Source organism: Ferrimonas futtsuensis DSM 18154 (genome assembly GCF_000422645.1).
GTDB classification, from domain to species: Bacteria; Pseudomonadota; Gammaproteobacteria; order Enterobacterales; family Shewanellaceae; genus Ferrimonas; species Ferrimonas futtsuensis.
The window spans coordinates 112,850-133,079 of record NZ_AUGL01000001.1; the positions used below are offsets into that span (position 1 = coordinate 112,850).

Annotated in this window: 17 protein-coding genes; 7 read left to right on the forward strand and 10 right to left on the reverse strand. The window is 54.9% G+C overall.

What is annotated here, in order from left to right:
* Positions 1 to 57: 57 nt before the first annotated feature.
* The 3 genes from G505_RS0100545 to G505_RS0100555 all read right to left on the reverse strand — a co-directional run bounded on the left by G505_RS0100545 (position 58) and on the right by G505_RS0100555 (position 4,414).
* Entirely contained in the window at positions 58 to 1,971 is a 1,914-nt protein-coding gene (locus G505_RS0100545) for an EAL domain-containing protein (protein WP_028107811.1), read from the reverse strand.
* Between the two features lie 233 nt (positions 1,972 to 2,204).
* On the reverse strand, positions 2,205 to 2,624 hold the full coding sequence (locus G505_RS0100550) for an organic hydroperoxide resistance protein (RefSeq protein WP_028107812.1): 420 nt from the start codon (positions 2,622 to 2,624) through the stop codon (positions 2,205 to 2,207).
* A 464-nt stretch (positions 2,625 to 3,088) separates the two neighbouring features.
* Complete coding sequence (locus G505_RS0100555; RefSeq protein ID WP_157508936.1) at positions 3,089 to 4,414, reverse strand: hypothetical protein; 1,326 nt, start codon at positions 4,412 to 4,414, stop codon at positions 3,089 to 3,091.
* Between the two features lie 101 nt (positions 4,415 to 4,515).
* Here G505_RS0100555 and G505_RS0100560 point away from each other — a divergent pair, with 101 nt between their 5' ends.
* Together G505_RS0100560 and G505_RS23420 are read left to right on the forward strand one after the other, a co-directional pair.
* The gene (locus G505_RS0100560) at positions 4,516 to 4,719 is read left to right on the forward strand and encodes a hypothetical protein (RefSeq protein WP_035384937.1); all 204 of its coding nucleotides are present in this window, start codon (positions 4,516 to 4,518) and stop codon (positions 4,717 to 4,719) included.
* Positions 4,720 to 4,747: 28 nt separating this feature from the next.
* Positions 4,748 to 5,062 carry a hypothetical protein gene (locus tag G505_RS23420; protein WP_028107815.1) on the forward strand — a complete coding sequence of 105 codons (315 nt, stop codon included), beginning with the start codon at positions 4,748 to 4,750 and terminating at the stop codon, positions 5,060 to 5,062.
* 67 nt (positions 5,063 to 5,129) lie between these two features.
* Here the strand turns inward: G505_RS23420 and ssb are convergent, their stop codons facing one another.
* The 3 genes from ssb to G505_RS0100580 form a co-directional block, all read right to left on the reverse strand.
* Positions 5,130 to 5,786: a single-stranded DNA-binding protein gene (gene ssb / locus G505_RS0100570; RefSeq protein ID WP_028107816.1), complete on the reverse strand. Its 657-nt coding sequence runs from the start codon at positions 5,784 to 5,786 to the stop codon at positions 5,130 to 5,132.
* Positions 5,787 to 5,850: 64 nt separating this feature from the next.
* Positions 5,851 to 6,552, reverse strand: coding sequence for a type IV pilus assembly protein FimV (locus G505_RS0100575; RefSeq protein ID WP_028107817.1), 702 nt, complete (start codon positions 6,550 to 6,552; stop codon positions 5,851 to 5,853).
* Positions 6,553 to 6,575: 23 nt separating this feature from the next.
* Positions 6,576 to 7,937: an MFS transporter gene (locus G505_RS0100580; RefSeq protein ID WP_028107818.1), complete on the reverse strand. Its 1,362-nt coding sequence runs from the start codon at positions 7,935 to 7,937 to the stop codon at positions 6,576 to 6,578.
* Positions 7,938 to 8,150: 213 nt separating this feature from the next.
* On the opposite strand from G505_RS0100580, the gene uvrA reads away from it, so the two are divergent.
* Complete coding sequence (gene uvrA, locus G505_RS0100585; protein ID WP_028107819.1) at positions 8,151 to 10,985, forward strand: excinuclease ABC subunit UvrA; 2,835 nt, start codon at positions 8,151 to 8,153, stop codon at positions 10,983 to 10,985.
* Positions 10,986 to 11,085: 100 nt separating this feature from the next.
* A complete protein-coding gene (locus G505_RS0100590) occupies positions 11,086 to 11,343 on the forward strand; it encodes a hypothetical protein (protein WP_051215760.1) in 258 nt (85 codons plus the stop codon).
* A gap of 799 nt (positions 11,344 to 12,142) precedes the next feature.
* On the opposite strand, the gene G505_RS22925 is transcribed toward G505_RS0100590, so the two are convergent.
* The 3 genes from G505_RS22925 to G505_RS0100605 all read right to left on the reverse strand — a co-directional run bounded on the left by G505_RS22925 (position 12,143) and on the right by G505_RS0100605 (position 15,871).
* Positions 12,143 to 12,364: a hypothetical protein gene (locus tag G505_RS22925; protein WP_157508939.1), complete on the reverse strand. Its 222-nt coding sequence runs from the start codon at positions 12,362 to 12,364 to the stop codon at positions 12,143 to 12,145.
* An 85-nt stretch (positions 12,365 to 12,449) separates the two neighbouring features.
* The gene (locus G505_RS20145) at positions 12,450 to 14,627 is read right to left on the reverse strand and encodes a peptidase domain-containing ABC transporter (protein ID WP_051215761.1); all 2,178 of its coding nucleotides are present in this window, start codon (positions 14,625 to 14,627) and stop codon (positions 12,450 to 12,452) included.
* Positions 14,627 to 15,871: a beta-barrel domain-containing protein gene (locus tag G505_RS0100605; RefSeq protein ID WP_028107821.1), complete on the reverse strand. Its 1,245-nt coding sequence runs from the start codon at positions 15,869 to 15,871 to the stop codon at positions 14,627 to 14,629. The genes G505_RS20145 and G505_RS0100605 overlap by 1 nt, the downstream gene beginning before the upstream one ends.
* 334 nt (positions 15,872 to 16,205) lie before the next feature.
* Here G505_RS0100605 and G505_RS0100610 point away from each other — a divergent pair, with 334 nt between their 5' ends.
* Positions 16,206 to 16,466, forward strand: a complete 261-nt coding sequence (locus G505_RS0100610; RefSeq protein WP_028107822.1) for a hypothetical protein — start codon at positions 16,206 to 16,208, stop codon at positions 16,464 to 16,466.
* A gap of 6 nt (positions 16,467 to 16,472) precedes the next feature.
* Here G505_RS0100610 and G505_RS23165 read toward each other — a convergent pair whose 3' ends face one another.
* Positions 16,473 to 16,913: a CAP domain-containing protein gene (locus tag G505_RS23165; RefSeq protein ID WP_169628177.1), complete on the reverse strand. Its 441-nt coding sequence runs from the start codon at positions 16,911 to 16,913 to the stop codon at positions 16,473 to 16,475.
* A gap of 590 nt (positions 16,914 to 17,503) precedes the next feature.
* On the opposite strand from G505_RS23165, the gene G505_RS20150 reads away from it, so the two are divergent.
* On the forward strand, positions 17,504 to 19,120 hold the full coding sequence (locus tag G505_RS20150) for a methyl-accepting chemotaxis protein (RefSeq protein ID WP_051215763.1): 1,617 nt from the start codon (positions 17,504 to 17,506) through the stop codon (positions 19,118 to 19,120).
* Between the two features lie 132 nt (positions 19,121 to 19,252).
* On the forward strand, positions 19,253 to 20,206 hold the full coding sequence (locus G505_RS20155) for an RluA family pseudouridine synthase (RefSeq protein ID WP_051215764.1): 954 nt from the start codon (positions 19,253 to 19,255) through the stop codon (positions 20,204 to 20,206).
* The last annotated feature ends 24 nt before the right edge of the window (positions 20,207 to 20,230 follow it).

Sequence of the window (20,230 nt, forward strand, 5' to 3'; positions counted from 1 at the left end):
ATCACAAGACCTTATGCTAACCATCATCCCTGTCAGAAATGCGTCAGCGTCAAAAAATCAGAACGCTTGCTTCAATGCATCCAGGTTATCACTGGCTTTTCCGGCCAGCGCACCCTGATATCCAACCACATCAAGTTCTTCCAGGCGCTCGCGCTCCTCCTCCAGCTCAACCCCCTCGGCCAGGATAATCACCTTGGCCTGCTCCAGGCTTTTCACCACACTGCCGATATACAACTGATTTTCGGGGCGAAGATGAACCCTCTGGGCCAGACTGTTGTGAAGTTTGATCAAGTCCACACCGAATCGCTCCACATAGTCCAGCTTCTCAACCGATTGGCCTACGCCATCCACAGCCAGCAGGCAATCCACCGACTTCAGCTGACTCAGGGGCTTCTCCAATTGATCCGCCTGAGTCACCAGCTCTCGCTCATTGATCTCCAAAATCAGCTGCTGGCGGCGACTGCTGTAGCTGGCCAACAGCATCTTGAGTCGCTTGATGAAGCGTTCGTGCAGCAGAGACTCGGCGGAGATGTTCAGGGAGACCCGCACCGGCCAATCGTGATCCCGCAACTTGCGCAGGGCGATCTCCACCAACCGCAATTCAATCTGTGGGATAAAACCACAACGCCAGGCCATGGTGCGATAGAGCGTGGCGCGAAGCAGTTCACCCTGGGGCGAACGCATGCGGCTGAACACCTCCAGGTGCGCCAGCTCCCCTTTCTGAGTCAGGACCGGCGCCATAAACAACACCAGTCCATCTCTGGCCAGGGCATTCTCAATCATGCTGCGCCAACGCACCGACCCCTGGGCCAGTTCTCGGTCCACGGCCCCCTTGTCGTACATGAACCAGCCACTCTCCCCTTGAAGCAGGGCGGCTTTCAGCGCCATCTCCGCTTCTCTGAGCACCTGATCCGGGGTATCGCCGCGGTTGTAGTAGGCCACGCCGATATAGATAAGCTCATCCCGGTAGACCCCCTTAGGCAGGGTGATCATCTCGATGCACTTCATCAACTTGGAAACCAGCCCCTCGCACTCTTTCAAGGGCAGCTGCGGCACCATCAGTGCCAGCTCCAGGGAGTTGCGGCTGGCAAACACCGTGTCGAAGTGTTCCGCAATCAGCGGACGGGCCAACTCGATAAACTGGCGCTTCACCTTCTTGCGCTCAGCCACAGGCAACCCCTCGAGTCCGGTGAACTGCAACAGAGCCACCATTCCCTGCTGGGTGATCTCCTCACCCTCAGCCTGGGCCTGAAGCCGGTGTTCGAAGAAGGAGCGGTTGCCAATGCCCAGCTCGGCATCCAGGAAGGTGTTGGCCCGAATGAAGTGATCCAGTTTGCGCTTGGCCGCCTTCTCCTCCTGCCAGGCACGATGGAGCTTACCCAGAGCCTTAGCGACGCTGATGGGCCGCTCCGCTCTGTTGCGCCGGGCAGCCAAGCCCAATTCCCCATCAAGAATGCGCCTGCCTCGAGCCGCCAGCAGTTCCACCCCGTTCATCTCCCGGGTCAGCCAGAAGTAACCGATGAGCACCATGGCCAGGGAGGCCAGCAAGCCTGCCCCGATCACCACCCACTCCCGGGCGCTGAACCCCATCAATATCTGCGGCGCAGGCATCACCACCTGCATGCTGACGTCATTGGAGAGACGTACCTCGAAGTGGCTTTGATGGCGCTGCAAAGGATAGGGAGCTTGCCAGTGATACAGGTCGTTGCCGTCCCGCTCGAGACGAAAACGGGAAAATTCGTAGCTGACCAGAAGATCCGGCAACCAGCGATCCAATGCGGCCAGATCGGAGTTGCGGAAAAACTGGCGCTCCATGGTGGCCGCCAGGGCCTGAACATTCTGTTGCTGATTGCGATTGGCGTGGGAAAACGCCGCGGTCCACGCACTGACCATCAGCGCGAATACCACGATGCTCAGTGAAGCCACCCAAAATGAGAGCAGTCGTTGGGTCTGTTCCCTGGTTGTTGTCATTGACGCCCCTGTCAGGCCCGGTCTTGTGCTGCCGGGCTTAATCACTTCAATACTGTGTTTGGTACAGAGCGGGACTGGCAGATCTCCGCTCGTTTTTGCCTAAGTTACCGCAATGCGGCGGGAATCCCTACCTATATGTAAGGAAAAGTGTCGGCCTTGAAACCGGAATTTAGAGCCGTTAAACAAAAAGATCGTCCCTGAGAAACGGCTCCTTAAACCCTTTTGCCTTCAAATCACACCGACACCTGCAACCTGACCTCCACATTGCCCCGGGTCGCATTGGAGTAGGGGCACACCTGATGGGCCTTTTCGGTGAGGGCGTTCGCCGCCCCCTGATCCAGCCCGGGAAGGTGAATATACAGATCGATATCCAGGCCAAATCCGCCGGGTATCTGGCCTATGCCGACCTCGGCGCAGATGTTGGTATCTTCGGGAATCTCCATCCCCTCCTGGCCAGCGACAAACTTGAGCGCCCCGATGAAGCAGGCGGAATACCCCGCCGCAAACAACTGTTCAGGATTGGTGGCACGACCGCCGGCTCCCCCGAGCTCCTTGGGCGTCGCCAGCGGTAAATCAAGCAGCCCGTCACTGGAGCGGGCATAGCCGTCCCGGCCACCTGTGGTGGTCACACTTGCCTTATAAAGCACATCCATAAAGATCGCCTCCTGTTCAGAGAAAATGCGGCCCGGATCAACAGGCCGCCGCCTCTAAGGGTAGGCTTGAATGGTCACCAAAAGGTGATACAAGGGAGAATTAATGACGAACGGCTCTCAATAGAGAGGGGAACACTCCCCCAGCTGCGCGTTTCTTTCAACAAACAGGCAAATGTGAAAGGGATATATGCAATTCCCGCCCAGCCGTCACCCCATCCGCGGCAGGCAGTCCGCATTAAGGGGGAGCAGGCACCCGACCAATAGGGCACCGGGGCTCAGTGGGGAGTGTTCCATGCCGCCTGACCTGAGATTGAAAAGCGACAAAGCAAAGCTACAGCCAACCAATGCGAATAACAATGATTATCATTACCGGGCACGCTGTTGGCTGGCACTTTTGAGATCCACTCCGCAATTTCCTTTAAGTGACAACAACCTGAACAGGCCCCTCGCTTCCACCTGTTCACTCAAGACTGGCGTTGAGACAACTGAGCAACCCGCTCCTGAATGCAACTGCAGTAACACTGATGCTCATACCAATTGGCCACATTGATTGAGTGCACCAGCGCAAAGATCTGCCATTGGCGCCACAGTGCCGGATACAGGCCCTCTCGATCCTGTTTGTGAGTCTGATACAGCGTTTTGGCACTGATGCTGATACCAAACTTCTGTCGCAACCTCTTGGACAGCTCCGTTGCCATGCTCGCTTTCTGCTCATCACCGCCGGAGAACACCGGCAAGTCCAGCCTCTCGCGTTGACCAAACAGGAACAGGTGGAACTGCAGGGCACAGGTCATGGAGAGCATTTTGCCGAAACGGTAGTCCCGCCCCTGCTTATCCACAAACAGCTGCCGGGATCGGTCTGAAGCAACATACTCCAGAAGCTTGGCCAATGACTGGCGTGACTGATCCATCTTGGTCATGGGGGCCACCGCCATCGCAGAGCCTTGCGCTCCTGGCCCGACAAACAGAGAGCGAATCAGCCGCTGACCTGCCGGCGTTTCCATCAGCGCCATGTCGACGGTCAGCTTGCGGCTGGTGTGCGTGAGCGCTACAGGCTTTTCATCAATCAACAACTCAGAGTCAAAGTCTCGAGTCTCCTCCTTGATGCCGCGACGAAATTCGGTCTCCCACACCCTATGAGCCACAGTCTGAAACTCCCGCCACAACGCCAGTCGAACAATGGGCTCGGCAAAGTGGTCCGGCACCTCATCACTGGGGTGGATCGCTTCGGTACGGAGAAAGCCCTTACTGACGCCATAGCTGAGCAGCTTCAGCGGCGCCAAGGGGTCGGAGACCAGATAGGCATTCATCACCAGATCCAGCAGATACTCAGGGGCGACCTGTTGCGACGTGAGGTCGGCATCATCCAACAACTCACCGCACAAGGTGTCAACCAGAGAAAAATCCAGCCCGGCTCTCTCAGTAAGCGTTTGCAGCAGGCTGCGAACCAGGGCCCGGCGAAAGTCGGCGTTGTACTCTTGCAGCGCCTTGATCTTATTCTCCTCAATGCCGGTGCTGCCCGCGGCGTTTTGGGTCATAAACTGCTGCCAATGAGTCGCTTTCACGTGGCGCTCGCACACCTCAGACTGGAACAAGCACAGCACGTAGTGAGCGAGATAAGGCCGGTGTTTCTCCGGCTGCGCCTCCAGCTTCTGTGACAGCCGGTCAGTCAGCTTTAACAGCCAGGCGTAGCGCTCCAGGTCCCGCTCCGGTGACAAGCGGATCTGAGCCGACACCATCAGATCCAAGGCGTGGTGGACCCCCATGGCCCTGTGGTCGATTCTTGGCATAACAACACTTCCCATTTTGGTACAACCAAATTGTACCTTTTAGGTTTCTTGCGGCCATTTTATCCTGATTTCATCGAGTTAGTCAGCTCTTGGAGCATCAGATGAAATACAGCAGAGAACCCAGCATCGCCGCCCTGGTGACACAGTTCATCGCCAAGGGCTGGACCTTCCGAAAGGGGCGTAAGCACGGCAAGCTGATCACCCCTTGGGGCAAAATCGCCGTCATTCCGGCCACCCCTAGTGATCGCCGCGCCTATCTCAACCTGCGGAGCCAGTTGCGCCGCATGGAAGCCACCTCCTGTTAATACCAACATCACTCAAAGGGGAATCCTTATGTCCAAAACTTCATCCGTGATTGGCGCCGCCGGCGCCACCGCCACCGCAGGAACCGCCGCAACTACCGCGTCCGCCGTCGCCGGGGGCTCCGCCGCCACCATCATGTCGGCGACTGCCGGCACCACCGGGGCAGCGGTAGCCTCGACTCTGGGGGCGGCCGGCACTTCAGGTGCCGCCGCCATCTCCTCGGGCATGGCCACCGCCGGAGGAGTGCTTGGGGGAGGCATGGCCACCGGCGCCGTGTTGACCGCCGCCGCGCCTGTGGCACTGATTGCCGCAGCCGCCTGGGGCATCAGCAAGCTCTGGGATTGAGTGCCGAAACGAAAAAGCCCCGTCAGTGACGGGGCTTTTTGATATTCGCTAGGAAACCGGGCCGGTTTTAGAATGGGATATCGTCGTCCCAACCGTCGTCCAGATCCGGGGTGTAGCTCTGCTGCTGGTTCTGCTGCTGAGGCGCGGCAGGCTTTTGCTGAGGAGCCGCAGCGGCAGGCTTTTGCTGAGGGGCTGCCTGACGGGGAGCAGACTGCTGCTGACCACCCTGGAAACCGCCGCTTTGCTGGCCACCCTGGAAACCGCCGCTTTGCTGGCCACCCTGGAAACCACCACCTTGCTGGCCTCCTTGGAAGCCGCCGCTTTGCTGGCCGCCCTGGAAGCCGCCGCTTTGCTGGCCGCCCTGGAAACCGCCGCCTTGCTGGCCGCCACGGGAATCCAGCATCTGCATCTCTTCCGCAACCACTTCGGTGGTGTAACGGTCCTGGCCATTGTTGTCCTGCCACTTACGAGTCTGCAGTTTGCCTTCCAGGTAAACCTTGGAGCCCTTGCGCAGGTACTCACCGGCGATCTCGGCCAGACGACGGAACATCACAACACGGTGCCACTCAGTGCGCTCCTGCTGCTGACCCTGCTGGTCTTTCCAGGTTTCACTGGTTGCTACGGTGATGTTCGCCACGGCATTACCGTTTGGCATGTAACGAACCTCGGGATCCTGTCCCAGGTTACCAACGAGAATCACTTTATTGACGCCACGGCTGGCCATCGTTGTCTCCAATGTTGAACTTGTTGTAATCGGCAAAGGTTACCACAGCACAGGGCCGGAATCATCACTTGCCAGAGGCTTTCATCAGCTCCTTGAAGCGAGCTTTGGCTGCGGCTTCATCCTGCCACTCCCGCAGAGAATCGGGGTCCGGACACCTGAGTTCTTTGCAGATCAATTGATTGGGATTTCCACCCGGGAAACACTCCGGATTGGTCTGGAATAGCGCCAACATGGCGCCATAGTGGCCCACGCCCAAAGCCGGCGCCGTCTCCCGGGCCATGCTCCAGAAAGAGCGCCCCTCCATGGGACAGAGCTTCAATTCCTGCTTACGGGGTTTCGGCGGCTTGGGCGCCACCTCGGTGGCCTTGGCCACAGAGGCATCCTGAGCCACCTTGCGGGTCACCGTGGGCACCCCTCCTGAGGCAGGGTCCAGATCAATGTTGAAGTAGATCAGCTTGTCCGGCTCATCCTGAAACAGGCTGGTGACCACCACCTGGATACGGGAGCCCCGAGCGGGCACTTGTGAGTTCAGATGGATGAGGAAATCGCCATCCATTTTCCGGGCCAGGGGGTAGCGGTTGCCGTTCTGCAGCAGGAAGAAGCGCAACTGCTGCACCACGAAGGGGTCGCCGACAACGTTCATGGTCAGGTTGAGAGGCTCATTGGAGCGGGACACCACCTGGTTCACACTCAGGTGATCCACCTTCTGAGCCGCCGACACGGCGCTCACCCAACACAGCAGTGCCAGGAGCAAACCTCTGACCATATTGTCCTCCGAGTTGACTAAAGTTAGCCCGCCAGTACCTGCCTTGCCTGCTCGATATCGAACTCCGACTCCACCTTCAGATAGGCGGCCTGCTGATCCAGGATCAGGGTCACCTCGGCGACACCGGGCAGCGTCAGCAGTCTTCCCGCCAGCGCCTGGGCGTGGGCGTCGTCATTGATATGAGCATCCATGGTGATGCTCTTGACGGACTTGGGATTTTTAAGTCCCAGCATGGGGATAAACCAAATAAGGGTCAAGCCTGCGCACACCAGGAATACCCCTTCGGCACCGAAGATGGTGTACATGCCACCGCCGATGGAACCGCCGAAGAAAGCGCCCATAAACTGGCTGGTGGAGTAGATCCCCATGGCTGAGCCCTTGTCCCCGGCCGGACTCAGGCGGGAGATGAGGGTCGGCAGTGAGGCTTCCAGATAGTTGAAGCCGGTGAAAAACACCAGAGTGGCCGCACCCAGGATCCACAGGTTGTGATGGGCAGAGGCCATGATCAGCATGGAGCCGGCCAGCAACAACATCGCCATCAGGAAGGGGCGGCGGCTGTCCTGCTTGCGCACCGAGTAGATGATCATCGGTGCCATAAAGACAAAGGAGAGCAGCAACGCGGGCAGATACAGCATCCAGTGAGAGGTGGCTTGCAGGCCGCTGTCGACCACAGCGATGGGCAGGGCCACGAACAGGGCGCACATGATGAAGTGCAAAGCGAAGATACTGATGTCCAAACGCACCAGCTGACCATGCTTGAGCATCTTCAGGAAACGCCTGGGCACCGCCACCACATCACCGGTCGGGGCCTGACGCACCGCGTTGGGCACCAGGCCGTGCACCACCAGCAGGGCGGCAGACGCCAGCACCGCGGTCAGGTAGAACAGACCGGACAGGCCCATGGTCTCAGCCAGCGCCGGACCCGCCACCAGGCTGACGGCAAACGCCAGGCCGATGAAGGAGCCGATCACCGCCATCACCTTGGGACGCTGCTCTTCACGGGTCAGATCCGAGGCCAGAGCCAGCACCGCCGACGCCACCGCACCCATGCCCTGCAGGGCACGACCCACGGTCACCATCTGAATCGACTCCGCCATGCCGGCCACCAGGCTGCCGAGGATAAACAGGATCAGGCCTATGGTGATCACTGGCTTGCGACCGATCTTATCGGACAGCATCCCCGCCGGGATCTGCAGCAGTGCCTGAGTCAGGCCGTAGCCACCGATGGCCAGGCCCACCCACATGGGAGAGAAGCCTTCCAGGTGCTGGCCGTAGATCGCCAGCACCGGCATGATCAGGAACAGACCGAACATCCGCAGCCCATACACGCTGGCCAGGGTAAAGGCCGCTCTGCGTTCTGTTGGGTTTAACCCATTACTCACAATCTACTTCCTCAAAATCGTTGTTTTTCTCGGCGCCAGAGGGGCGACAGTTTAACAGAGCTTTCTCACCTTCACAGGGTCGATTCGGCACTGATTGTCCCACTATTCCGAAAACTCGCCTTTACAATGCAGATTAAGACCATCGATTTCCTTGAAGTGCCCAGCGAATAGAGAATATGCGATACTGCTCAAATTCTTTTTCCAACCGGCAGCATCATGGATCAGATTGACGTTCGCGGCGCCCGCACCCACAACCTGAAAAACATCTCCCTGACCCTACCCCGAGACCAGCTTATTGTAATTACCGGCCTGTCCGGCTCAGGTAAGTCGTCTCTGGCGTTCGATACCCTGTACGCCGAGGGCCAGCGGCGCTACGTGGAATCCCTCTCCGCCTACGCCCGTCAGTTCCTGTCGCTGATGGAGAAGCCAGACGTGGACCACATCGAGGGCCTGTCGCCGGCGATCTCCATCGAACAGAAGTCCACCTCCCACAACCCGCGCTCCACCGTGGGCACCATCACCGAGGTGTATGACTACCTGCGTCTGCTGTTTGCCCGTGTCGGCGAGCCCCGTTGCCCCACTCACGGGCAGCCTCTGGCGGCCCAGACCGTCAGCCAGATGGTGGATAAAGTACTGAGCCTGCCGGAGGGCAGTAAGCAGATGCTGCTGGCGCCGGTGGTTCAGGGACGCAAGGGCGAACACACCAAGCTGCTGGAGGGCCTGGCGGCCCAGGGCTACATCCGCGCCCGCATCGACGGCGAGGTGTGCGACCTGTCCGATCCACCGCCGCTGGAACTGCACGTCAAACACGACATCGAAGTGGTGATCGACCGCTTCAAGGTGCGCCCCGACCTGGCCCAACGCCTGGCGGAAAGCTTCGAGACCGCCCTGGAGCTGTCCGGCGGTGTGGTGAAGGTGGCGGCCATGGACGACGCCGAGGCTGAACCGTTGGTGTTCTCCGCCAACTTCGCCTGCCCCATCTGCGGCTACGCCATGGCCGAGCTGGAGCCGCGCATCTTCTCCTTCAACAACCCCGCTGGGGCCTGCACCAGCTGTGACGGTCTGGGGGTGCAGCAGTTCTTCGACGAACAGCGAGTGGTCACTAACCCCACCGCCTCCCTGGCCGAAGGCGCCATCCGTGGCTGGGACAAGCGCAACTTCTACTACTACCAGATGCTCAAGTCCCTGGCGGAGCACTATACGTTTGACCTGGATGAACCCTTCGAGGACCTGCCCAAGAAAGCGCGGGACGTCATTCTTAATGGTTCCGGCCGCACCAGCATCGCCTTCAAATACGTCAACGATCGCGGCGATGTGGTCACCCGCAACCACCCCTTCGAGGGGATCCTCAACAACATGAACCGCCGCTACAAAGAGACCGAATCCAACTCGGTGCGCGAGGAGCTGACCAAGTACATCAGCACCACCAAGTGCCGCAGCTGTGATGGCTCCCGCCTGAGGGAAGAGGCGCGCAACGTGTTCATCGAGGAGATCAACCTGCCGATTCTGTCGGAGTGGTCCATCGGTCAGGCGCTGGAGTGGTTCAGTAGCATCGAACTGCAGGGCCAGCGGGCACAGATTGCCGAGAAGGTGCTTAAGGAGATCAACGACCGTTTGGGCTTCCTGGTGAACGTGGGCCTGAATTACCTGACCCTTCACCGCTCCGCCGAGACCCTCTCCGGTGGCGAAGCCCAGCGCATCCGCCTGGCCAGCCAGATTGGCGCCGGCCTGGTGGGGGTAATGTACGTATTGGATGAACCCTCCATCGGTCTGCACCAGCGAGACAACGAACGCCTGCTGGCCACCCTCACCCACCTGCGGGATCTGGGCAACACGGTGATCGTGGTGGAACACGACGAGGACGCCATCCGCACCGCCGACCACATCGTGGACATTGGCCCCGGCGCCGGGGTGCATGGCGGTCAGGTGGTGGCCCAGGGCGACTACAAAACCATTTGCGACAGTAAGGACTCACTCACCGGCCAGTACCTGTCTGGCAAGAAACAGATTGCCGTGCCCGAGGAGCGTACCCCCTACGACGCCAAGAAGGTCATCGAGCTGACTGGCGCCCGAGGCAACAACCTGAAGAACGTGGATCTGACCATCCCCTGTGGCCTGATGACCTGCGTCACCGGTGTGTCCGGCTCAGGCAAGTCCACCCTGATCAACGACACCTTCTACAAGATTGCCCACAGGGAATTGAACGGCGCCACCGTGGAAGAACCGGCGCCTTACACCGCCATCAAGGGGCTGACCAACTGCGACAAGGTGGTGGACATCGACCAGAGCCCCATCGGTCGTACCCCGCGCTCTAACCCGGCCACCTACACCGGCATCTTCACCCCAATCCGTGAGCTGTTCTCCGGCACCCATGAAGCCCGCTCCCGTGGCTACAAGCCAGGACGCTTCTCCTTCAACGTCCGCGGCGGTCGCTGCGAGGCGTGTCAGGGAGATGGGGTGATCAAGGTAGAGATGCACTTCCTGCCGGACGTGTACGTGCCTTGTGACCAGTGTAAGGGCAAGCGCTACAACCGCGAGACCCTGGAAGTGCACTACAAGGGCAAGAACATCAACCAGGTGCTGGAGATGACCGTCGAGGAAGCCCGCGAGTTCTTCGACCCGGTGCCCGCCATCGCCCGCAAGCTGCAGACCCTGATGGACGTCGGCCTGTCCTACATTCGCCTGGGCCAGTCAGCCACCACCCTCTCCGGCGGTGAAGCCCAGCGGGTGAAACTGGCCCGAGAGCTGTCCAAGCGCGATACCGGCAAGACCCTGTACATTCTGGATGAGCCCACCACCGGCCTGCACTTCCAGGACATCCAGTTGCTGCTGGACGTACTGCACCGCCTTCGCGACCACGGCAACACCGTGGTGGTCATTGAACACAACCTGGACGTCATCAAGACTGCGGACTGGATTGTGGATCTGGGCCCGGAAGGCGGCTCCGGTGGCGGCGAGATTCTGGTGCACGGCACCCCGGAAGAGGTGGCGGTTCACAAAGAGTCCCACACCGCCCGCTTCCTCAAGCCGATGTTGCCGAAGCTGGCCTAAGCGCCAACCACGCATTGACGACAAAGGCCCAGTCAACGAGACTGGGCCTTTTCTTTTTCAGAGCACAGCAACCACAGTGAAACCCGACTGCCGCACCGCCATGGCCCAACTGATTGAACAGGTAAGGGACGCCTTCCCCTTTGGCGTGCCCGAAGCGGAGATCTGTGGCGACACCTGTGTAGGCTGCCCGAAGAAATTGCTGGAACTGGTGGACACTGAGCTGTGCGACTGGGAAACCCGACTGGAACACGGCGAAACGCCCAAGCTGGGGGACATCTCCCGCCTGGCGAAGCTGTGCAAGAACGTGTACCGGGGGTTAAAGCGGAATAAACTGGTTAATTCAGACTACAAATCTTAAGCTTAAATAAAAATCGACAGACTTATCCATACAGAATGTAACCCAGATACAAAATTACTATTCAAAAGGCAAGGTTCAACAAAAAACTCTAGTGTTAATTTAGTCAGTTGTCCAGTTAAGACCGAACAATGATGTGAATACAGCATTTTTCAATACTTTACTTCCTTAGAGAATATTGACGTATACATTAATGCTAAACCAACCCACATAATGCATTCCAAGAAATCATAAGAAAAACCTTTTGCTTTATACTCACACCCTGCCGCAGAAATAAAAACAAAAATACAAATCAAAGAAAGCCAGAAAAGTATCACTCTCAGAAAGCTAATGATTTTGCACATCATAGCATTATGGCCTCCCCTATTGCCGCCAACCATTCTCATAATGGACTTTCAATTCCATCACTTGCTCAAATAATATCATGGTAGCAAATGAGGAAGAGTAGACAATTCCACACATAGCCTTTGAAGCAATATCTTTATCTTAAGGTGAATAAATACCAGATTTTTCCTATGCAAGGTGAAGCATATCATTTATGACTTAGCCTCACCTTACAACTTGGGCAAATAAATCTCACAATAAATCCCCAATTCAACCTGTTCCATCCCTAAGATTTTTTTTAGAAAAGTAAACCACAGGAATGGTTAAGAGTGCTGAAGTAATATATACATACAACCTAGAATCTATATTGAAGATAACATCATTAAAAAATGACGTGGCAAAAAAAACAAATGAAAAGCTATAAATAATGTTTGTCATATTTCATCGGGAGGCCTAATGACCTCCCCTCCGATAAAGTTTAGTATTGTTCAATGAATTTACCAAACAAGTACCCAAAGCCACCAATAACTGCTCCAGCAGCACAAACCTGACCAAAGGCCACATTTGATGTACCACCTGTAGCTATAGAAGCCCCCATTACTGCGGTAACACACCCTGCCCCCATAGCACCAGCAAGCTCGCCAGGGCTAAAAGAGCCACCAGTAACTGAGCCCAACTGTTCCGATTGCAATTCCTTCATATCACATCCTATTTTACATCCATGTTTAAATAAGCTTGATACATAAACATAGTTTGCTTATAAACCAAGCGCCAGCTCAAGGGTGTTAGGACCCTTGATTTAGGCCCTCAGTTGAGCCTAAATTCTTTATAAGACCAGTCTCCCAATTAGCGACATCGACTGCAGAAATGCAACCAGAGTCAATCACCAATACCCTAGTGACGTTCTTAACTGTCTCCGGACGATGGGAAATCACTATTCTAGTCATAGTCAACCCATTGATCTCATGTAATATTCTTGCTTCATTCTCTAGGTCCAGGTGGCTAGTAGCTTCATCCAGAAACAAAATTTTTGGTCGCTTATACAAAGCCCGAGCGAGCAAAATTCGTTGAACTTGGCCACCTGAAAATTGATTTCCCATATCTCCAACTAAACTGCTATAGCCCATTGGTAGCTTCTGTATCTCATTATGAATGGACGCAATCTGTGCACACTTTTGCATCCATAACATATTTGGCTCAGGGTCGAAAAATGTTATGTTGTCTGCCACAGAGCCAGTAAGCAGTGTATCGTCCTGCATCACAGCTGCGACCTCCGCCCGATAACGCCTGTTGCCAAGCCCTCGAATCTCTACTCCATCCAAATAGATGCTTCCAGCATTTGGCTCTATAAGCCCAAGGAGCAACTTCATCAACGTTGTTTTTCCGCTTCCTGACGGCCCAACTATCGCAACATGCTCTCCCGGCATGACATCAAAAGCTAACTGTTCAAACAAAGGGGGCTGCGAAGGTTCATAACCATATTCCAGACCACGAATTCTTAAGCCACCCTGAGCCTGATCCAGAGTATCCGTTCCTTCCCTATGCTTCTCCTCTTCAGCCAAAGCGATATCAGAGATTCTCTCAATGTGTAGCCTCAACATCCGAAAGATCATCAGCTGCTCAAGAAAGTTGGAGGCACGCTGAGTGAGTTGTTGTTTATAAGCCATGTAGGCCAGGACCATTCCAACACTCAAGACTCCATCCATTACTGCAAGTGCCGCAACATAAACTACGACCACATTCTCTAGTCCAAAAAGCAGTTTATTGACAGAATCGAAGCTAATTTCTAATTTCCCCAGCCTGATATCTGCATTGATTACTTCTGCATACTGGTTCTGCCAGAGATTTTGCCTCTGAGACTCTCGTCCGAACAATTTAATTGTTTGTATTCCTCTAATACTCTCCAAAAAGGTACTTTGCTCTGCTGCCGAAGCTCGTATAGACTCCTCTGTGGTCCTTTTCAAAGAGCGATATAGAGTCAGTTTTAAGATAGCATAAAGGCAAACAGCAGCTAAAACAATGAAGGTTAACCTAACATCATAAACAAACATCACAATCAAGACTGTAAGTACCATTATCCCATCAACAAATGTTTCAACTAGTCCTGTAGTCAACCTCTCTCGTATCTGAGCTAAAGAACCAAACCTAGAAACCAAATCCCCTATATGCCTGGACTCGAAAAAACTCATTGGAAGCCGAAAAAGGTGATGAAGTAGGTTTACACCTAGGTGAAAATTAAACTGAGCGGACAACCTCACGATTAGCCAGCTACGGACAACTGAAACAACGACATTTATGATAACCAACAAAGAAAAACCTATCGCAAGCACTTTCAAAAGAGATGAATCTCTACTTAACAAAACTTCATCAACCACCCATTGCATATAGTAGGGCGACAACAATGAAAGCAACTGAATTAATAAAGTCATTGCAAGAAGAGAAACTAAACTTCTTTTAAAACCAACCATCTTGGTCCAAAGCTGATTCAGCGTCATTCTTTCTCGGTCATCTTTTCGTGTAAAATCAGACGTCGGCGTGAGCTCCAGTGCAATTCCCGTAAAATGATCTGCAAACTCATTTAACTTCATTTGCTTACGACCCGTAGCAGGGTCAATTATAGTCACCACTGCTTTACTGGCTTTGCTCAACACAACAAAATGGTTCATGTCCCAGTGAATTACACATGGAGTTTTTAACTTACCAATCTCCTCCAATGGACATTTCAGGGCTCTGCTTGCCAACCCCAACGAATTAGCAACCTCTACCATCTCCTGAAGGTTCATTCCTTTCAGGTTGGCTCTAAATCTCTTCCTCATCGCTGGGAGGTCAACCTTTCTCCCAAAGTAACTTGCTACCATGGCAAGGCAGGCTAAGCCACACTCCGCGACTTCAGCCTGAAGGATCACCGGTACTCGCCTTATGCCAGTAAAATCCAGAGAGTCTGTACTTACAGCATCAGACATCAGCCGATCCTCCCTTTCAGGCTATAGATGGGATCGAGTAGCCACTGCATCAGCGATCGACGCTCTAAGATAATATCAGCTTCAAGTAACATCCCACTTCTCAGGGGAATAGCGTACCCATAAGCATCGATACTTTGCTTAGGTAGATTTGCCCGAACGCGGTAAAAAGATTCTCCTAATTCGATCGGTAATCGGACATCGTGTGAAGTTAAAATCGCCTTGTCGACTTGACTAACAGTGGACTCAATAGAGCCAAATCGTTGATAAGGAAATGCATCAAGCCTAAGCCTCGTAATAGCACCGCTCTTAACAAATCCTGCAGAGCGGCTTGGGAGCAACAGCTCCGCGACCAAAACTGCTCCCTCCGGCAGAATACTAAGCAAGGCCACTCCTGACTTTAAGAACTCTCCATCGGAAATACGGATTGCAGTAACTACTCCAGAAGTGGTGGCACGAATTACGTACCGAAATCTATTCTCCACCTCTTTCTGCTGACGAAGAAGTGATACACGACGCCTATCCAGCTCTACTTGTTCAAGTTGGCTTCGCTGCGGAAGGTCTTCTAATTTTAACTTAGTCTGATTTTGCTTCATTCTCACATTAGCAATGTCAGACTCAGCCTGTTCCACGGCATGACGAACAAGTAGCAGTTGCTCTTTCTGACTCTGGTATTCAACGTGTGAAATAAACTGCTTTTTATATAAAGATTCAGCTCTTGCGAACAACTTGGTTTTCAGTGACAACCTTTGAAGCAATGTTTTTCGTTGAGTCTGAAGGGTATTTAAGTATAGCTCTAGCGACTTTGATTCTTCATGCAGTTTGTTTTCCTCTAACTCCATGACTATTTTTCTTTTATCCCTTTCTTTCTGAATCAATACCAGCCGCTGTGAAATCTCCTCAGTCAAGGAATGCTCCAGTTCTCCTCCCGACGCTAAAGAGCGCACTTTAGAAATAGTCACCAAGGGCTGACCCTTACGAATGACTTCACCCTCTTTAACATGCAGTCGCCTTACTGCACCTGCCCCATCAGCATAGACATTGACCATTCCTTTGTCCGGCTTAAGATAACCTTTCACTGTCTCTTTTCGCGCATAATCTGACAACGCAATAAAGGTCCCCACCAACAAGACAATACAAAGCAAAGTCGAAGCCAACACATGCAGTGACAAAGGTTGGGAAAGCCACACCTCGCCTTGTAGCCGCTTTCCTTGGGCCTCGACAGCCTGACGACGAAAAAGAGACATCTGTTCAACCTCCGCTCACAATTACATCGAACTTGCGTCGAAATTAGCAGTGGTGTTTATGACGATTAGAGTAATCACAAATTATCACCTGATGACCTCTCCTCTATTTTGTTATGACTAGTTGTGACGTACGGGTGATTTCCTATGCACATTACATATAGAACTAAATTTCTTGTGGGAGCTCAGCTACATACATTTTGGTAACAAAGCTGAATCAAATTGGATGCAAGACCCAAGTCCCCCTTCTCTTTGGACTTTATAGGTATATCCCTACCGCGATTCGACGACTAAAATCGACTCATCCTTACCCTACTCTCGACCAAAAGGACCTTGGATGCGCCCGTTTGAGCGCCTGCTCGCTGTGATGTTGTGGCTGGAAGTCGCTGTGGCTCCGGCTCTGCTGTGTGCATTGCTGGGCAGTGTCTATTGCATCGTCGCCGATCACTTGGAACTGACTTTGGTGGGCTGGTGGGCCTTAGCAGGGCTGGTGCCTGGAGTGATTGCCGCCGAATACATCCGGCGCACACGGGGGTTAGTGATTCCCATTGCCAACTGCCTGCCTGGTTCAGACGGCAAGAAGCGCAGGCTCAGTTAGACATTGCTAATCAAATGGTGCAGCGAATACCTGCACCCAGTAAAAGCGATACTCAGTCCCCGGATTGGCCACGCAAGCGAAACCCGTTTCTCTGTAGTCCGGCGACATCAGGTTCCGGCAATGGTCTGGGCTGGATAACCACTCCTCCATCGCTTTTTCCACCGTCGGCTGCCCTGCCGCAATGTTCTCTCCCACCAGCTGCCACTCATATCCATAGGAACGAACCCGCTGGCCCACGTCGGCGCCGTCGCGTCCGGTATGGCTGAGGAAGTTATGAGTCGCCATGCTGTAGGCATGCTCGAAGGCGGCATGTTCCAGAAAAGTGCTCTGACGAAGTGCTGTCACCGGCTCCATATAGATGCCACCGCAATTGGCCCTTTTGGCCCTGATGGCATTGATTTGCTCCAACAGAGAGCCAATATCCTCGGTACATGCAAGGTACTGCACCGAAGTAGTCTCTTGCGGGCCGGGCAAGGTATCGTTCGCGGCGGCTATCGCAGACATGACTAAAAGCAGCGCTGCGGCGCACTCGCACCGTGTCTGATCCCACTTGACCATAATCGGCTCACTCCTGATGGTGCAGATCCCACCTATAACCTTAGCCCTCCTTCTCCACACTGGCGTTAACCATTGAACCAACCGAGAGCACCTGCCTGTAACACGGTACTGGCAAGACATAGTTTCCCATGTAACTATAAACCCCCAACAACTCAATGCCGACATTATTTCCCTTAGAATATTGTCAAAAACAAATGTTAGGTATATCCATTCTCATTTTGAATATAAATGGCTCGTAGATAGTTAATATTATTCCCTCTGGACAACACCTATATTTAATTCGCCCTCCTCCGCAGAATCGGCAAGGGTTGAAATCTTTATCCTTAGACGGTTGTTTTCGCAAACATTATTCAAAGACTGTTTTTGTTCACATTCGCAAATAAACCTACGTAAAAAACTTGAGAACCACCTGAGGTTACTGTGTAGTCGAGAGAATTACTTTGAGTCAATAGAAATCATTCCCGATAGAACGGACCTTTATGAACCTTCACATCTCCATTAAGGGCATGCTTCAACTGACGATCGCGCTCACCCTGCTGGCACTGGCCGTTCTGTTCTGGAGCACCCATAACCAACTCACCCAAACCAGGAGCGGCATCGCCAACGAGGAACGCCTGGTCAACGCCGTGTTTGCCCTTAAGGACAGCCGCTATTACGTGGTTCAGATTCAGCAGTTTCTGACCGACGTCGGAGCCACCCGCAGTGACGAGGCCATGGCGGAAGCCGATGCCAGTCTGGAGGGCGCCATGCAGAGCCTGGACAAACTGGTCCAGTTTGCTCCGGAGCTAACCCAGGACGCCACCCTTCTTAAGCAGCAGCTTACCGCGCTTCACCACGCCGGGGTCGATATGGCCAACGCCTACCTGAATCTCGGCACCGAAGCGGGCAACAAGCTGATGAAGGGCAGTGGTGGCTTCGATGATGCATCCGGCACTCTGGCCGACAATCTCGATCAGCTTTCTCAGTCACTGGATGCCGAGTTGCAGCAAGCGATGGAACACACGCTCACGTCCACTCGGGATGCCGAGCAGGCGTTACTTTGGGGCAGCATCCTCATAGGCCTGTTTATCATTGGTGTGATGGCCCTGCTGTATCGCCGCACATTGACGCCACTGGCCGAGCTGGAAATGTCCATGCGAGGCATCGCCTCCGGTTCCAAAGACCTGACCGTCCGCCTGGACGACTCAGGAAGCGATGAAATCGCCAGCGTTGCCCGCAGCTTTAACCAGTTTGTCGGCAACATTCGTGAACTTCTCGGCGAATTCCATCAGAGTACTCTGCAGATGGCCTCGGCACGAGTCCAGTTGACCAAGTCCAGCAATCAGACCCTGCAAGGGATGATGCAATTGCAATCGGAAACCGATCAGGTGGCCGCGGCCATGAATGAGATGCAGGCGACGGTAACCGAAGTGGCCAACAACGCCGAGTTAGCCGCACGGGCAGCAAAGGAATCGAATGAGCATGCCCTCGAGGGCGATGCGGTCGTCAACCAGACCACCGCCTCCATCAACAACCTGGCCAACGGTGTGGACCACGCGGCTCAGGTGCTGCAGAGGCTGGAAACCAATGTGGGTGACATTGGTACCATCCTCGACGTCATCATTGGCATCGCCGACCAGACCAACCTGCTCGCCTTGAACGCCGCCATCGAAGCGGCCCGTGCCGGGGAGCAGGGACGAGGCTTTGCCGTGGTGGCCGATGAGGTGAGGGCCCTGGCCAAACGTACCCAGGAATCCACCGACCAGATTCAGCAAATGATCAGCCAATTGCAAAGCGGCACCAGGGATGCCGCCGCCGCCATGCAGATGAGCCAGGAACAGGCATTGAACAGCACCCGCCAGGCAGCCCAGGCCGGTGAAGCTCTGGCCCAGATCACCCAATCGGTAGCCACCATCTCCAGCATGGCTACCCAAATCGCCACCGCCGTCGAGCAGCAAACCTCAGTGGCCGAAGACATCAACCGCAATATCGTCAACATCAGTGACGAGGCTAAGTCGACGGCCTTGAATGCAGAGGGCTCCAGTGCCGCCAGCAACCAGGTAGGTGAACTGTCAGAGCAGTTGGACAACCAGGTCGGTCAATTCAAGATCGCCTGATCACAACACTCTCGAAGAGATTCGGCGCTTGGCCGAGTCTCTCGGCCTTCGGTGCACGCTCCCCGGTGAGGTGCCGCAGTGTTGGGCGTGCCCCCTTTAAGGTACACTGCCCCCTCTTCAGGAGGGCGCCCTTTGACCACCAGCTTTAACGACACCATTACCCCCAGCGATGCAGGCCAGCGCCTGTATGGCTTTTTGCGCGCCCGCTTTCCCTATCTGAATCAGCAAACCTGGCAGGCCTTCGTCGATGAGGGCGCCGTTTGCGTCGACGGCGTTCAGGCCGAAGGGGACCCCGTGCTTGAGGCGGGGCAACAGCTGAGCTATCGCATTGGTGATTACTTCGAGTCCCCGGTGGACACCGGCTGGAAACTGCTGTGGCAGGGAGACGAGATCATCGCGGTACACAAACCCCATGGTCTGCCGGTCAGCCGCACCACCCGCAACATCATCAACACTCTGGTGGCGCTGGTGCGCCGCGAGAGTGACTGGCCCGATGCCCATCTGCTGCATCGACTGGACTTGGAAACCGGCGGCATCGTATTGCTGGGCAAAGACAAGGCCGCCGCCAGCCGCTGGCAACCCAGGTTAAAGGAGCTGATGGTTCGCAAGGTCTACCACGCGGTGGTGTGGGGCCAGCCTGATTGGGATCAGCAGGAACTGACGTGCCGCCTGGGCACCAGAGAGGACAGCCCCATTCGCTGCCAGATGCATGTGTGCGGTGAACAGGAAAAAGGCAAGCAGAGCCACACCAGATTCCGGGTGCTGGCCAGGGGCAGTGATTGCGCCCTGGTGGAGTGCGAACTGGTCACCGGTCGTAAACACCAGATCCGCGCCCACCTGGCGCACCTGGGTCACCCCATCGTCGGAGATAAGATCTATTCCAACGGTGGCAGCTACTACCTGAAACGGCTGGAGGATGCGGTCACCGACGCCGACGAACAGGCGCTGGGTGCCCCTCACCACCTGTTGCTGGCCAAAGAGATCACCATAAAAAGCGACACAGAAGGTAAGCAAGCACTTACTGACACGCATCAGTCCCAGCCCTGGCGACAGTTCTGCCAAGCTAGGGGATTGCCTCTGCTGTAGCCCCAGACACAACAAACCCGGCCA

Coding starts and splice junctions, on each gene's coding strand:
- G505_RS20145 (WP_051215761.1), bottom strand. CDS start 14,627: ATGTCTGATGCTGTAAGTACAGACTCTCTGGATTTTACTGGCATAAGG.
- G505_RS0100560 (WP_035384937.1), top strand. CDS start 4,516: ATGAAATACAGCAGAGAACCCAGCATCGCCGCCCTGGTGACACAGTTC.
- G505_RS0100590 (WP_051215760.1), top strand. CDS start 11,086: ATGGCCCAACTGATTGAACAGGTAAGGGACGCCTTCCCCTTTGGCGTG.
- uvrA (WP_028107819.1), top strand. CDS start 8,151: ATGGATCAGATTGACGTTCGCGGCGCCCGCACCCACAACCTGAAAAAC.
- G505_RS0100555 (WP_157508936.1), bottom strand. CDS start 4,414: ATGCCAAGAATCGACCACAGGGCCATGGGGGTCCACCACGCCTTGGAT.
- G505_RS0100575 (WP_028107817.1), bottom strand. CDS start 6,552: ATGGTCAGAGGTTTGCTCCTGGCACTGCTGTGTTGGGTGAGCGCCGTG.
- G505_RS22925 (WP_157508939.1), bottom strand. CDS start 12,364: ATGAAGGAATTGCAATCGGAACAGTTGGGCTCAGTTACTGGTGGCTCT.
- G505_RS0100550 (WP_028107812.1), bottom strand. CDS start 2,624: ATGGATGTGCTTTATAAGGCAAGTGTGACCACCACAGGTGGCCGGGAC.
- G505_RS0100605 (WP_028107821.1), bottom strand. CDS start 15,871: ATGTCTCTTTTTCGTCGTCAGGCTGTCGAGGCCCAAGGAAAGCGGCTA.
- G505_RS0100545 (WP_028107811.1), bottom strand. CDS start 1,971: ATGACAACAACCAGGGAACAGACCCAACGACTGCTCTCATTTTGGGTG.
- ssb (WP_028107816.1), bottom strand. CDS start 5,786: ATGGCCAGCCGTGGCGTCAATAAAGTGATTCTCGTTGGTAACCTGGGA.
- G505_RS23420 (WP_028107815.1), top strand. CDS start 4,748: ATGTCCAAAACTTCATCCGTGATTGGCGCCGCCGGCGCCACCGCCACC.
- G505_RS20150 (WP_051215763.1), top strand. CDS start 17,504: ATGAACCTTCACATCTCCATTAAGGGCATGCTTCAACTGACGATCGCG.
- G505_RS0100610 (WP_028107822.1), top strand. CDS start 16,206: ATGCGCCCGTTTGAGCGCCTGCTCGCTGTGATGTTGTGGCTGGAAGTC.